This window comes from Klebsiella sp. X13 (assembly GCF_003323835.1).
GTDB lineage: Bacteria > Pseudomonadota > Gammaproteobacteria > Enterobacterales > Enterobacteriaceae > Klebsiella > Klebsiella ornithinolytica.
Map to the genome: position 1 here is coordinate 77,825 of NZ_CP030874.1, position 14,307 is coordinate 92,131.

At 59.4% G+C, this 14,307-nt stretch carries 13 protein-coding genes; 5 read left to right on the forward strand and 8 right to left on the reverse strand.

What is annotated here, in order from left to right; translation table 11 throughout:
- Window positions 1-47: 47 nt before the first annotated feature.
- The 5 genes from DSD31_RS00375 to DSD31_RS00395 form a co-directional block, all read right to left on the reverse strand.
- On the reverse strand, window positions 48-1,211 hold the full coding sequence (locus DSD31_RS00375) for a multidrug effflux MFS transporter (protein WP_004869055.1): 1,164 nt from the start codon (window positions 1,209-1,211) through the stop codon (window positions 48-50).
- Window positions 1,212-1,258: 47 nt separating this feature from the next.
- Window positions 1,259-2,623, reverse strand: a complete 1,365-nt coding sequence (locus tag DSD31_RS00380; RefSeq protein WP_004869053.1) for an efflux transporter outer membrane subunit — start codon at window positions 2,621-2,623, stop codon at window positions 1,259-1,261.
- 3 nt (window positions 2,624-2,626) lie between these two features.
- Window positions 2,627-5,734, reverse strand: coding sequence for an efflux RND transporter permease subunit (locus DSD31_RS00385; protein WP_004869050.1), 3,108 nt, complete (start codon window positions 5,732-5,734; stop codon window positions 2,627-2,629).
- Window positions 5,734-6,858, reverse strand: a complete 1,125-nt coding sequence (locus tag DSD31_RS00390; protein ID WP_004869049.1) for an efflux RND transporter periplasmic adaptor subunit — start codon at window positions 6,856-6,858, stop codon at window positions 5,734-5,736. The genes DSD31_RS00385 and DSD31_RS00390 overlap by 1 nt, the downstream gene beginning before the upstream one ends.
- A 135-nt stretch (window positions 6,859-6,993) precedes the next feature.
- The gene (locus DSD31_RS00395) at window positions 6,994-7,563 is read right to left on the reverse strand and encodes a TetR/AcrR family transcriptional regulator (RefSeq protein WP_071359043.1); all 570 of its coding nucleotides are present in this window, start codon (window positions 7,561-7,563) and stop codon (window positions 6,994-6,996) included.
- A 200-nt stretch (window positions 7,564-7,763) separates the two neighbouring features.
- Between DSD31_RS00395 and DSD31_RS00400 the strand changes: the two genes are divergently transcribed.
- Window positions 7,764-8,180, forward strand: a complete 417-nt coding sequence (locus tag DSD31_RS00400) for a GNAT family N-acetyltransferase (RefSeq protein ID WP_004869045.1) — start codon at window positions 7,764-7,766, stop codon at window positions 8,178-8,180.
- A gap of 28 nt (window positions 8,181-8,208) precedes the next feature.
- On the opposite strand, the gene DSD31_RS00405 is transcribed toward DSD31_RS00400, so the two are convergent.
- The gene (locus DSD31_RS00405; protein WP_004869043.1) at window positions 8,209-8,856 is read right to left on the reverse strand and encodes a TetR/AcrR family transcriptional regulator; all 648 of its coding nucleotides are present in this window, start codon (window positions 8,854-8,856) and stop codon (window positions 8,209-8,211) included.
- Window positions 8,857-8,936: 80 nt separating this feature from the next.
- Between DSD31_RS00405 and DSD31_RS00410 the strand changes: the two genes are divergently transcribed.
- Window positions 8,937-10,430, forward strand: a complete 1,494-nt coding sequence (locus DSD31_RS00410; protein ID WP_004869040.1) for an MDR family MFS transporter — start codon at window positions 8,937-8,939, stop codon at window positions 10,428-10,430.
- Here the strand turns inward: DSD31_RS00410 and DSD31_RS00415 are convergent.
- The gene (locus tag DSD31_RS00415; RefSeq protein ID WP_004869036.1) at window positions 10,427-11,341 is read right to left on the reverse strand and encodes a LysR family transcriptional regulator; all 915 of its coding nucleotides are present in this window, start codon (window positions 11,339-11,341) and stop codon (window positions 10,427-10,429) included. The genes DSD31_RS00410 and DSD31_RS00415 overlap by 4 nt on opposite strands.
- Window positions 11,342-11,443: 102 nt before the next feature.
- Between DSD31_RS00415 and DSD31_RS00420 the strand changes: the two genes are divergently transcribed.
- Both DSD31_RS00420 and DSD31_RS00425 read left to right on the forward strand, forming a co-directional pair.
- Entirely contained in the window at window positions 11,444-12,070 is a 627-nt protein-coding gene (locus DSD31_RS00420; protein WP_004869035.1) for a pyridoxamine 5'-phosphate oxidase family protein, read from the forward strand.
- 2 nt (window positions 12,071-12,072) lie between these two features.
- Window positions 12,073-12,543, forward strand: coding sequence for a nuclear transport factor 2 family protein (locus tag DSD31_RS00425; RefSeq protein ID WP_015585501.1), 471 nt, complete (start codon window positions 12,073-12,075; stop codon window positions 12,541-12,543).
- Window positions 12,544-12,560: 17 nt separating this feature from the next.
- On the opposite strand, the gene DSD31_RS00430 is transcribed toward DSD31_RS00425, so the two are convergent.
- Window positions 12,561-13,097, reverse strand: coding sequence for a carboxymuconolactone decarboxylase family protein (locus tag DSD31_RS00430; RefSeq protein ID WP_004869032.1), 537 nt, complete (start codon window positions 13,095-13,097; stop codon window positions 12,561-12,563).
- Window positions 13,098-13,214: 117 nt separating this feature from the next.
- Between DSD31_RS00430 and DSD31_RS00435 the strand changes: the two genes are divergently transcribed.
- Complete coding sequence (locus tag DSD31_RS00435) at window positions 13,215-14,120, forward strand: AraC family transcriptional regulator (RefSeq protein ID WP_004869029.1); 906 nt, start codon at window positions 13,215-13,217, stop codon at window positions 14,118-14,120.
- Window positions 14,121-14,307: the final 187 nt, after the last annotated feature.

Sequence of the window (14,307 nt, forward strand, 5' to 3'; positions counted from 1 at the left end):
AAGCGATGCAGTAATAAATTTGGAATATTTTATTACTGCATTCGTTCTTAACGGGTCGGGTGGTTTTTTTGCAGGCCGAAGAACAGGGCGATCAGATAGCTAATGGTCATCGCGAGGCTCATTTTCAACATCGTTTCACCACCGAGCCCGGCCAGCGGCGCGGCGATGCCGCCGCAGACAAACATCAGGGTCCCCATCAGTGCCGAGGCGGTACCCGACTGCGCACGGCTGACCTCGCTCATCGCTTTTGATCCGGCAACGGTGCTGATCCCGCTCATGAACGACACGGTGAAGAACAGGCCGATTAGCGCCGGCAGCGGCAGGTGTTGCCAGGCGAGAAGCAGGGTGATGACTGCGCAGAGCACCGCCAGACTCAGTCCCCCGCGCAGCAGCGTATCGGCGCTATAGCGGCGCGAGAGGCGGGAGAAGATCTGCGCGGCGATAATCAGTCCAATGCCGTTTACGCCGAACAGCAGACTGAACTGCAGGGCCGTCATGCCGTACTCGCTCTGAATCACGAACGACGACGAGCCGATGTATGAGAACAGCCCGGCCATCATAAAGGCCTGAATCAGGCAGTAGCGCATAAAGGGACGGTTTTTCAGCACCGGGCCGTCGCTTTGCTGCTGTGTCGCGGCCGGACTTTTACCCGGCAGCGTTTCGCGCAGTACCGTCAGGCTCAGGAGCAGCAGTACGCCGCCGATAGCGGCCATCGTCCAGAACAAAATTCGCCAGTCGAACGCGGTAATGATGTAGCCGCCAATCACCGGCGACACCACCGGGGCGATGCCGTTGACGGTCATCAACAGAGCGAAAAACTGGGTCAGCTGAGTGCCCTGATATTTATCGCGAGCAATCGATCGGGAGAGCACTGAACCGCCAGCCCCGGCAAAGCCCTGCAGAAAACGCCAGCCGATCAGCATATGAATATCGTAGGTAGCGGCGCACATCGCCGACGAAAAAATAAACAGCAGCAGCGAGAGCGCCAGCGGTTTTTTGCGCCCGATGCGGTCGCTCAGTGGACCAAAAAACAGCTGACCGAGACCAAGGCCAATCAGCGCTGCGGTCAGCGAGAGCTGGGTTTGCGTGCCGCTGGCGTTCAGCTGCTGGGTTATATCCGGCAGCGCGGGCAGATAGAAATCGGTGCACAGCGGGCCGATGGCGGTTAACAGACCGAGAATTAACGCCCAGGAGAGGGAGATGCGCGGCATAAAAACTCCTTTAGCATACCGGGCGTTGCCGCCCGGTTGATATTGATTTAGCTGGCACCGCCTCCCAGCGACTGCCAGAGCGTGATGCGGTTTTCCAAATCGGTTTGTTGCAGAGAAATTAACGTGGCCTGCGCCGACCACAGCGTGCGCTGGGCGGTCAGGACCGACAGATAATCGCCAACGCCGGTCTGATATCGCTTCAGCGCAATGTCCAGCGACGTCTGCTCGGCGGCGACATATTGCCGCTGGGCATCCAGCTGTTCGCTCAGCGTTTCCCGGCGCGCCAGCGCATCGGCCACGTCTTTGAAGGCGCTCTGAATGCTTTTCTCATAGGTGGCGATCAGTCCTTTTTTCTCCGCTTCCGCATAGCGTAGCTGGGCCAGATTGCTGCCGCCGGTAAACAGCGGCAGACTGATCGATGGGGCGAACGACCACACCTGCATTCCGTGGCTGAACAGGGAAGAGAGCGCATCGCTGCCCACGCCAGCGCTGGCGGTCAGAGAGATAGTCGGGAAGAAGTTGGCCCGCGCCGCGCCGATATCCGCATTGGCGCTCTTCAGATTATGCTCTGCCTCCTGAATATCCGGGCGGCGGAGCAGCACCGACGAGGATACGCCGGCCGGTACCAGGCGAATGCTGTGGTCGCCGAGGCTTTCCAGGGTGCCGGGCAGCAGACTGTCGGGGACGGTTTCACCGGCCAGTAAATTGAGCGCATTTTTGTCCTGCGCCACCTGGGTGCGATAGCTGGCGACGCTGGCACGCGCCTGCTGGTAAACGCTTTCGGCATCGCTGAGGTCGCCCGCGGAAGCGGTGCCTACCGCCATCTGGCGGGCGACAATTTTGCGCGAGTTCTCAGCGCTGGCCAGGGTCTGCTGGGCCAGCGCCAGATTGCTGTTATCCGCTGCGAGCGTGACCCACGCGGTGGTCAGATCGGCAATCATCGTCAGGCGCGTATTCTGCGCGGTGTATTCGCTGGCAAGCCAGGTCTCCCGTGCCGCCCGCGATAAACTCTGATTCTTACCAAACAGATCCAGCTCGAAGCTGGAAACCGCACCGTCGGCCTCTGCGGATGAGGTGAGGCCGCTGGCGACGGTTTTACTGCGGGTATGGCTAAGTTCAGCATCAACGGTGGGGAACAGCGATGCGCGAGTTTCGCCATACTGCGCCCGAGCGGCCTCAATGTCGGCAATCGCTTTCTGCAGATCGCGGTTGCTGGTCAGCGCCATGCTGACCACTTTTTTCAGCCGCGCATCGTTGACAACCTGCTGCCAGCTGCCGACCACCGCAGTGGCTTCGCCGTGAGCGCCAGGGAGCGTCGCGGGAACCGGCGCCGCCGGGCGGCTATAGTCCGGATCGAGGGAAACACAGCCTGCGGTCAGGAGCGCAACAAAAACCAGGGTTAAACGAAACATAACTTACTCCTGAGTAGGGCGTTGGCGGGTGAACAGACGCTTCACCAGCACAAAGAACAGGGGAACGAAGAACACCGCCAGCAGCGTGGCGGTCAGGGTGCCGCCGATAATACCGGTCCCGATTGCCACACGGCTGTTGGCGCCGGCGCCGGTCGCTACCGCCAGCGGCAGGACCCCGGCGACAAACGCCAGCGAGGTCATCACGATAGGGCGCAGACGGGTTTGCGCAGCGCGCAGTGCGGCACGTGACAGCGAGTAGCCCTCATCTACCGCCGCTTCGGCAAATTCAACGATCAGGATGGCGTTCTTCGACGACAGGCCGATGGTGGTCAATAGTGCGACCTGGAAGTAGACATCGTTGCTCAGATCGCGCATCCACGCCGCCAGCGCGGCGCCGAGCAGGCCCAGCGGGATTACCATGATCACCGAGAAGGGGACCGACCAGCTTTCATACAGCGCGGCGAGACACAGGAACACCACCAGAATCGAGATGGCATACAGGCTCATGGCCTGCCCGCTGGCCAGCTTTTCCTGAAGCGACATGCCGCTCCACGCCCAGGTGGTGCCTGCCGGCAGGCTGTTGGCTAGCGCTTCCATTTTTTCCATAGCCACGCCGGAGCTGAAGCCGGAGGCATTTTCACCCTGGATTTCGAAGGCGGCGGAGCCGTTGTAGCGCACCAGGCTTTCCGGGCCATATTGCCAATGGGTGGTGGCAAAGGCGGAGAACGGCGTCATGCTGTCATTGCTGCTGCGTACGAACCATTTACCGAGATCGGACGGCACGGCGCGGGCGTCGCTTTCTCCCTGAATGTAAACCTTCTTCACGCGTCCGCGATCGATAAAGTCGTTCACGTAGGTGCCGCCCCAGGCGCTGGAGAGCGTGTCGGTGACATCGCTCAGCGACAGTCCCAGGGAAACGGCTTTGTCATTGTCGATATCGACCTGCAGCTGCGGCATTTGCGGCAGGTCGTTGGCGCGGACCGACTGGAGTTCCGGACTTTGACTGGCGGCCGCCAGCAGCTGGCTGCGCATTTTCATCAGGCTATCGCGATCGGTACCGCCGCTGGCCATCAGCTCAAAGGTAAAGCCGTTGCTCTGCCCCAGGCCGTCCACCGACGGTGGGGTCATGGCAAACAGCGAGGCGTCGCGAATGCTGCTCAGATCCTGGGTGGCGCGCAGGGCAATCGCCTGGGCGGTGTTCTCGGCGCCTTTACGTTCGGACCAGTTTTTCAGCGACACGAAGGCCATCCCGGCGTTTTGTCCGCTGCCGCTGAAGTTAAAGCCATCGACGGTGAAAATAACGTTGGTATTGGCTTTTTCTTTGCTGAGGAACCAGTCGGTCACCTGGCGACGTACTTCGGCGGTACGCACGGCGGTGGCGCCCGCCGGGAGGGTGTACTGGACCATGATTTCGCCCTGATCCTCTACCGGCAGGAAGCTCCCCGGCAGCTTCCACATCGCCAGCGCCATGGCGCCGCAAATCAGCACAAAGGCGCCCATCATCATGGCAGAACGGCGTAGCCCGCCGAGCACGCGATGCTGGTAGCCCTGTTCGGTACGGCCCCACAGGCGGTTAAACGCCCCGAAGAATCCTGTGGTATGCGGTTTAGAGTGGGAGAGCAGCGCGCCGCACAGCGCCGGCGTTAAGGTGAGAGCCACCACCACCGACAGCATCATCGCCGAGATAATCGTCACCGAGAACTGGCGATAAATCACGCCGGTCGAGCCGCCAAAGAAGGCCATCGGTAAGAAGACTGCCGACAGCACCAGCGCAATCGCGATCAGCGCCCCAGAGATTTCTCCCATCGATTTTTCGGTGGCTTCGCGGGCGGGCAGGCCCTCGTCGCGCATAATACGCTCGACGTTTTCCACCACCACGATGGCATCATCCACCAGCAGGCCGATGGCCAGTACCATCGCAAACAGGGTCAGGGTGTTGATGGAGTAGCCGAACAGGGCCAGCACGCCAAAGGTCCCCAGCAGTACCACCGGCACCGCCACCGCCGGAATCAGCGTGGCGCGGAAGTTTTGCAGGAACAGGTACATCACGCAAACCACCAGAATGATGGCTTCAAACAGCGTTTGAATAACATCTTCAACCGAGATTTTAATGAACTCAGTGCTGTCTTTCGGATAGGCGATATCGTAGCCCTGCGGCATCTGACGCTGATATTCAGCAATTTTACTTTTCACGCGCGTGGCGGTATCCAGCGCGTTGGCGCCCGGGGCCATCATCACCGCGATACCGGCGGCCGGGTGGCCGTTGAGGTTTGACGTGGCGGTGTAATCTTCGCTGCCCATCTCAACACGAGCGACGTCGCCCAGCCGCACCACCGAGCCGTCTGACTTGCTCTTGACGATAATATTTTTGAACTGATCGACCGTTTGCAGCCGCGACTGGGCGCGGACGGTGGCGGTTAGCTGCTGCGCGCTGGATGATGGCAGCGCGCCGATTTTACCCGCGGAAATTTGCACGTTCTGCGCTTCAATCGCCGTTTGTACATCGGAAGGCATCAGCGCGTAGGAGGCCAGTTTCGTTGGATCCATCCAGATACGCATCGCGTATTCTGCGCCGAAAACGCGCAGGCTGCCGACGCCCTCAACGCGCGCCAGCGGGTCCTGCATGTTACTGACCAGCCAGTCGGAGATATCGGAGCTGGTGGCTTTGTTATTTTTATCGTACACCGCGAGGATCAGCAGGAAGTTACTTTGCGATTTCACTACCGTGACGCCGGACTGTTGCACCTCGCTCGGCAGACGCGATTCCGCCTGCTGGACCTTGTTCTGTACCTGCACCTGGGCGGTATCCGGGTCGGTCCCCTGCTCGAAGGTGACGGTAATATCTACCGAGCCGTCAGAGCTGCTGGTGGAGGTGAAATAGAGCAGGTTATCCAGCCCAGTCAGCTGTTGTTCAATGACCTGAGTGACGCTGTTTTCCAGGGTTTCCGCAGAGGCCCCGGTATAGGTGGCCGAGATTTTTACCGCCGGAGGGGCGACGTCAGGATATTGCGCCACCGGCAGCGTCTGGATGGCGAGCACCCCGGCGAGCATGATCAGAATGGCGATAACCCAGGCGAAAACCGGGCGGCGCACAAAGAAGCGGGAAAACATCAGGCGTTGCCTCCGTCATTGTTGACTTCGACGGCTTTGACCTGCTGACCCGCAGCGACTTTGCTGGTGCCTTCAACGATCAGCTTATCGCCGCTTTTCAGGCCGTTCACTACCAGCCATTTGTCGCCGTATGCGTCACCGGTTTCGACTTCCCGTTGTTCTACTTTGCTGTTGCCATCGACGACGAGCGCGGTGGCATTGCCTTTGGCATCACGGGTGATGCCCTGCTGCGGCGCCAGGATCGCGTCGTCCATCACCCCTTCATCGACGTGGGCGCGCACGAACATTCCCGGTAACAAGACATGCTGCGGGTTCGGGAAGACTGCGCGTAGCGTGACCGAGCCGGTGGATTCGTCCACCGCCACTTCGGTCAACGCCAGATGCCCTTTTTCGCTGTAGGTGCTGCCATCTTCCAGGGTCAGGGACACGCTAAGCGTATTGTCGTTGGTCGCCAGCGCTTGTTTGCGCAGGCGCAGCAGATCGACGCTGGAGCGAGTGAGATCGACATACATGGTGTCCAGCCCGCGGATCGTCGCCAGGGCGGTATCCTGGTCGGCGGAAACCAGTGCGCCGGGGGTGACGGAAGAGATCCCGATACGTCCGGCAATTGGCGCGGTAACGGTGGTCCAGTTCAGGTTAATACGCGCGCTCTCCAGCGCCGCCTTTTTCGACTCCACGCTGGCTTTGTCCTGATTACAGGTCGACAGCGCATCGTCTGCATCCTGACGAGATACGCCGTTGTCTTTGACCAGCGCCGCGTAGCGCTGAGCTTTCTGACAGTCGGATACCACCAGAGATTGCGCCTGCTTCAGGGCGGCGGCGGCTTCGTTATAGGCCGCGCGATAGCTGGACGGGTCGATTTGATACAGCGCCTGGCCGGCTTTCACCATATCGCCCTCGGTGAACAGGCGTTTTTGAATGATGCCGCCCACCTGCGGGCGCACTTCGGCGCTGAGTGAAGCCGTGGTACGACCGGTCAGTTCGCTGATCACCGACACGGGCTGGCTTTTCAGCGTGACAACGCCCACTTCCGGCGTCACCTGTGGCGGGGCTGATGTTTGGGCATTATCGCATCCGCTCAGGATGAATAAGGCCGCTGCGATGGGGAGCATGGTATATTTCATTATATTTTTCTCAGGATGAACGACGTCCTCCCTGCTAATTAAATAGCAGGGTTCAGGCCAGCTGATGACGCATTTCCGATAAACGGAAACGACAAAAAGGGAATTTAAAATTCCCTGTTTATTAATTGCAGTTAATTATTTATCCATTAGCAACATAGCGGTTATTTCCCGATAAAGTTTCTCGAGGACTTCTGGTGCCACCGTCTGTGGAACAAGACGCCGGTAAATCGTCCCTTCCATCATCACCGCGGTGATCTCAACGCAGCAGCGGATGCGTTCGTCGCTCAGATGCGGATGCGCTTTGCGTATATGCGTACAGGCGTTGGCAAACATGCGCTTGTCGGCTTCCACCATCATGGCGGCGATTTGCGGGTTGCGGGTCGCTTCGGCGGCCATTTCCAGCATCAGCGCGTCATCATCTTCATCCAGGGTCTGTCGCCAGGCGAGCAGCCGCGGAATTTGGTCGGTCTGCGTTTTTCCGTCCATCTCGGCAATACGATAATCGATGATGCGGCGGATCATTTCCGCGATGATGGCGTCTTTATTGGCGAAGTAGCGGTAGATTTGCCCGACGCTCAGCTTCGCTTCGCTGGCGACCTGGGCCATGCTGGCTCCGTGAAAACCATGACGACGAAAGCAGTGACGTGCGGCAGCGATGATTTCATCCTGCCGGATCTTTTGCCGGGCGGCCAGTGCGTTGCTCATGGTTTTCTCCGTGGTGTCATAAAGTGAGAATGATCATTCTCATTTTTCCTTCATTATACGTTTCCAGCGGATGATGGAAAGGTTTTTTTAATTAAAAATAAGCACGGAAAATTTAGACAGGAAATAATGGAGAAAATAAGTATTTTTTGTGAAAGTAAGCGCAGAGATATCTTCATAATATTGAATTAAGGAGAATACAGATGGCATTGATTATAACTAAAAGTATTAATCCCGCGGATCAGGAAGAGTTGCTGGCAGGATTACGTGAATACAACCTGCGCTATCTGGATGCGACGCAGTTTGCTGACCTGGGCGTGTACCTCCGTGATGACGCCGGGGTCATGCTGGGCGGTTTGATTGCCAACAGAAAGGCCAACTGGCTCTGTATTAAGTATTTGTGGGTCAGCGAGGCTTCGCGCGGCAGCGGGCTGGGTGGAGAACTGATGCGCGCGGCGGAAAAGCAGGCGCGCGAGGAGGGCTGTCGCCATGTTCTGGTCGATACCTTCAGCTTCCAGGCCCTGCCGTTTTATCAAAAGCAGGGCTATCAGCTGCAGATGTCGCTCCCTGATTTTCCGCACGTCGGGATGGCGCGCCACTACCTGTCAAAAGCGCTGTAGCCCCGGCGGGCAGCCGACAGCGCGTGGCTTAACCAGCAATTCCCCGGCGGATCAGCGTCAGCGCGTGGCTGACAATGGTCTGTCGGGTGACGGAGGTTAAGCGTGTGTCGCTACGCAGGCGGGAGAATGGCACCAGAACCAGGCTAATCAGGGTGGTGAACAGCAGCTCCGGCGACAGGGCCGGGTTGAGTTTGCCCTCTTCCTGCCAGCGTTTCACCGTTGTCAGCATCCGGTGATATTTATCTTCGCCAAAGCGCGCGTGCATATGCTGGCGCAGTATCGGCATTTCGCCAATCACCTCCTGCATCCACAGCGGCGCAAACCAGGTGTGCTTCTCCGCCAGCGTCCCCAGCGCCTCGATCAGCAAGGTGAAAGCGGTCACCGGATCTTGCGGATGGTCGATAAAAATCTGGCCTATCTCACTGCGCAAAGGCATGAAGCGCTCTTCCAGCAACTGGTCCACTAACGCTTCCCGCGAGCTGAAATAGTAGTGCAGCATCGCCGGCGTCACGCCTGCTTCTTTCGCAATCGCATTGAGCGAAGTATGGGCGATCCCCTGGCGGGCAAACAGCATCAGCGCAATATCCATAAGCTGCTCGCGACTGGCCGTGCCGGGCTTTTTACCCCGCGGGCGGCCCGGACGACGAGGGACATCATTGTCTTTTTGTGCGGCCATTTCTTCATCCTCTCTTGACGGGATTCATCATTTCCCTAAATATTAATTATACATTTAATTAATTTCAAGCGAGTGATGTGATGACATCTCAAGTCGCGACCCAACCGGCACCGTCGATCCGTCTGCTGTTTAGCGCGCTGATGCTGGTTATGCTGTTGTCGGCCCTGGATCAGACCATTGTGTCGACGGCGCTACCCACGATTGTTGGTGAGCTCGGCGGGCTGGATAAGCTCTCCTGGGTGGTCACCGCCTATATTCTCAGCTCGACGATTGTCGTACCGCTGTACGGTAAATTTGGCGATCTCTTCGGTCGCAAGATTGTGCTCCAGGTGGCAATCGTGCTGTTCCTGGTCGGTTCCGCGCTGTGCGGCGTCGCGCAGAATATGACTCAGCTGGTGCTGATGCGCGGGTTACAAGGGCTGGGCGGCGGCGGTCTGATGGTGATCAGTATGGCGGCGGTGGCCGATGTGATCCCCCCGGCCAACCGCGGCCGCTATCAGGGGCTGTTCGGCGGGGTATTCGGCCTGGCGACGGTGATCGGGCCGCTCATCGGCGGCTTCCTGGTGCAGCACGCCTCATGGCGCTGGATTTTCTATATCAACCTGCCGCTGGGGCTGTTTGCGCTGCTGGTGATCGGCGCGGTTTTCCACAGCAGCAATAAACGTAGCCAGCACCAGGTCGACTGGCTGGGCGCGATTTACCTGAGTATGGCGCTGCTGTGTATCATTCTCTTCACCTCTGAAGGCGGCAGCGTGCGTGCGTGGAACGACCCGCAGCTCTGGTGCATTCTCGCCTTCGGCGTGGTGGGGGTTATCGGATTTATTTATGAAGAACGGATCGCCGCGGAGCCGATTATCCCGCTCTCCCTCTTTCGCAATCGCAGCTTTCTGCTGTGCAGCCTGATTGGCTTTGTCATCGGGATGTCGTTGTTTGGTTCGGTCACCTTCCTGCCGCTCTATCTGCAGGTGGTGAAGGCGGCGACGCCGACCGAAGCCGGGATGCAGCTCATTCCGTTGATGGGCGGGCTGTTGCTGACGTCGATCGTTAGCGGGCGCATTATCAGCCGCACCGGCCGGTATCGCATGTTCCCGATTCTTGGCACGCTGTCAGGGATGGTAGGGATGGTGCTGCTGACGCGCATTACCATTTACTCGCCGATGTGGCAGCTGTATCTGTTTACCTCCGTGCTGGGAATGGGTCTGGGACTGGTGATGCAGGTGCTGGTGCTGGCGGTACAGAACGCCATGCCGGCGCAGATGTATGGCGTGGCGACCTCCGGCGTGACGCTGTTCCGTTCGATCGGCGGTTCCATCGGAGTCGCGCTGTTCGGCGCGGTGTTCACTCACGTTCTGCAAAACAACCTGCAGCGTCTGCTGCCGGCAGGGACGGAGCTGCCGCGGGCGCTGAATCCGGCCGCGGTGCATAACCTGCCGTCGGAGATCCGCCTTGATTATCTCGATGCCTTTGGCTCGGCGATTCATGCCGCCTTCCTGATGGCGGCCTGCATCATGGCGGTGGCCTTTCTGCTCTCATGGCTGCTGAAAGAGGCGCCGCTGAAAAAGGTGGCGAACTAGCCGGTTGCCGCGATGCGCGTCAGCGCCTGGCGCAGCATCGGCGTGGCGAAATCGAGAAATTTCCGCAACTTAAGAGGTGCCAGCCCGCGGGCGGTATACAGCAGGTGTACCGGCGCAGGCTCCGGTTCCATCGCCTCCAGTATCAGCGTCAGTTCACCGCACGCCAGACCAGCGATGGCCTGGTAGTGCAGCAGGCGCGCTACGCCGGCCCCCAGTCGCGCGGCATCGGCGGCGCTTTCCGGAGTGGTCACGCAGAGCACCGGCTGAAGCACCACGTGCCGGTCTTCCGCCATGGCCGCCTTAAACCGCCAGCCGCGATAGGGCATCGGTGATTCAATACGAATGGCCGGCAGCGTGCTCAGCTCACGCGGGCGCTGTGGGTGTCCGTGTTTTTCCAGCAGCGTCGGGTGGGCGCAGGTGACGATACGCATCTCGCCCAGGCGGGTGGCAACCATTCCGCTATCCGGCAGCGGACCAATGCGCACCGCGAGATCGATATGCTCGTCGAGCAGATCGGCATTACGATCGCTGAGCAGTAAACGGACGCGAATTTGCGGGTAACGTGCGAGAAACGCGGTGACAACTGGCAAAACATGCTGTCGGCCAAACATCGTCGGTGCCGCGATCGTCAGCTCGCCCTTCGGCTGCTGATATTCCCCCGCCGCCTGGCGTTCGGCCAGGTCAACCTCTTCGAGAATCCGCCGTGCGGCGGCGACATAATCGATGCCGGCGTCGGTCAGCGTCAGCTTGCGGGTGGTGCGGAGCAGCAGGCGCACGCCGAGCGTGCTCTCCAGCTCGGCAATATGGCGGCTGACGGTGGTCAACGGCATATTCAGCGCCCGTGCTGCCGCCGACATGCTGCCCAGTTCAGTGACTTTTACCAGCAGCGCCATGGCGCTCAAGCGATCCATAATTATCCCGTTTTCCGGAAAGATGATTGTCAGTATCGCAGTATTATCATTTATGGCGGCAGAGTCCATGATGAGCGCAGTAACCGCGCGTTCGGAGGATCTATGCCGGGGGACTTTCTCGATATTGCCATCACGCCTGATGTGATGGACGTTCAACATGAAATGGGGAGCGATGGTCTGTGGCAGTCGCCGTATCGCCAGCGCAGGGGAGAACGTTTCGGCGCCAGTGAAGAGGAGATGATCGCCACCCGCGACAGTGTTTATCTGGCAACGCTATCGCAAACCGGCTGGCCCTATATTCAGCATCGCGGCGGGCCGCCGGGTTTTCTCCATCTGCTGGATGACGCCACGCTGGCGATGGCGGATTTTGGCGGTAACCGGCAGTACATCACCACCGGCAACCTACGCGGCAGCGACCGTGCCTGCCTGTTTTTGATGGATTACCCGCGCCGCGCCAGGCTGAAAATCTATGCCACCGTCGAGGTGCTGGCGAAGGACGATGATCCGGGGCTGCTGGCTCGGGTCACGCCGGACAATTACCGCGCCAGGGTGGAACGCCTGTTTCGCTTTCATCTGCAGGCGTTTGACTGGAACTGTCCGCAGCACATTACGCCGCGCTACAGCGCCCGGCAGGTGGCGGAGTATAGCCAGACGCTGCAGCAGCGTATCCAGGCGCTGGAGCAGGAAAACCTACAGCTACAACAACAGTTAACGCTAAAAGGAGAGTGACCATGACCGAAGTTCGCCCGCCGCTACCGCCGTTTACACGGGAAAGCGCGCTGCAAAAAGTTCGCGCCGCCGAAGATGGCTGGAACAGCCGCGACCCACAAAAAGTGGCGCTGGCCTATACGGCCGACAGCCAGTGGCGCAATCGCAGTGAGTTTGTCCATGGACGCGCGGAAATCATCGGCTTCCTGACGCGAAAATGGCAAAAGGAGCAGCAGTACCGGCTGATTAAGGAGCTGTGGGCATGGAACGATAACCGTATTGCGGTGCGTTTCGCCTATGAATGGTGTGACGACAGCGGCAGCTGGTTCCGCTCATATGGCAATGAAAACTGGGAGTTTGATGAGCATGGCCTGATGCATACCCGCTACGCCTGCATTAACGATCTGCCGATTGAAGCGCAGGATCGCCTGTTCCATTGGCCCCAGGGGCGCCGCCCCGATGACCATCCGGGACTGAGCGAGCTGGGGCTATAAACAGGCGATGTTACGGGTTAATCGGCTTTCGGGAAGTCGACGACCGTATCATTCACCCGGTTCACCATATTGGTGAACAGAATGGCGCTCACCGCGCTGATAATCTCAATCACCTGCTGGTCGCCGAAGCCGGTGTTACGCAGTGCGCTGACGTCGGCTTCCGGGAGCGTGCCGCGAGTGCGCACCAGGGTCTGGACAAACTTGACCAGCGCGTCGAGACGGGCATCTTCAGCAAACTCGCCGCGGCGCAGGGCATGGATTTGCTCGCCGCTGTAACCCGCTTTTTTGGCCATTAACGTATGCGCCGCCAGGCAGTAATCACAGCCGGTGGCTTCGCTCACGGCGAGGTTAATCGCTTCCAGCTCTTTGGCATTCAGGCTGCTTTTACTCAACATCGCGTTATGCGCCAGCGCTTGCTGCAATGCTGCCGGTGAATGACCGCCGATGGTCAAATAGGCATTGGGCACTTTACCCATCGCTTTTTTGATCGCCCCGAAAATTTCTGCGGCTTTACCGGTGACGTCTTGTTCACGAATATCAGCTAAACGGCTCATGGTGTGCTCCTGTGTCTGTGAGGATGTGATGTGGCAATGGCGACATCTTAGGGATATGCGGCGTGCTAGACTGAGGCTCTTCGTCTCATTTTTTAGTCTTATCGTCTCAGGAGTGGCATGGACAGTCTCAGTCATCTGCTGGCGCTGCTGGCGCCGCGCTGCGAAGTGAATCTGCACTGCCGGTTTGGCGGTCGCTGGCAGGCCGGGCATGAGCAGATGCGCAGCGGCGTGGTACCCTGGCATTTTGTGTTGCGTGGCGAGGGGCGACTGATGGTCGGCAAACAAACCCGGCAGATGCGGGCGGGCGATGTCATCTTGCTCCCGCACGGATCGCCGCACCTGATGGAAAGCCTGGTGGAGTGGGGGCAGATCCTGCCTGTCGCCCACCGCTTTAACGGGACCCTGACCGAGGTCCGAACCGGTACCGACCAGGATGCGCTGGAGATGCTGTGCGGCGAATTTTACTTCGGCCCGCACGTCAGCTGGTTGTTTGCAGAACCGGCGGACTTGATTCATCTGCACACCGACGAGCGGGCGGAGTGCCCGGAACTGGAGCTGCTGCTTAACGTGCTGGTACGGGAGAGCCTGATGGCGCGCCCCGGCGGCGGGGCTATCGTGCGTAGCCTCGGCGACACGCTGCTGGTTTTGCTGCTGCGCACGCTACTGGGTAGCGAAGCGCCGCCGGCAGGGCTACTGCGACTGATGAGCGATGAACGGCTGATGCCCGCTGTTTTCGCGGTGCTGGAAACGCCAGAGCAGCCCTGGACGCTGGAGAGTATGGCCGCCCGCGCTTTTTTGTCGCGCGCCACCTTCGCCCGGCATTTTGCCCGCGCGTATCACCTTACGCCGCAGGCCTGGCTTTCACAGCTGCGGATGGCAATGGCTGCGCGTCTGCTGCGCGTGGAGCGGCAGACCAACCTTGATGTGATTGCCGGGCGCTGTGGGTTCCAGTCGCAGGCCTCGTTCTCGAAGGCGTTTAAAAAACTGTATGGCGTGACGCCCGGCGAGTGGCGGCGTCGGTAAGCGGCTTGTCGCCGATGATCGTCGTGGCGGCCGGTGCCGCCAGAGGCGTAAACAAAAAATAGTCGTCCGGTTTTCGATTGTGACGCCCGGCACGCGCGGGCCAGAATCCGCCGTATCACTAGCGAACCGGAGGACTGATGGATTTCGCACAACAACAGCAACAGGCGACGCCTGTGCTGCTGGCGCA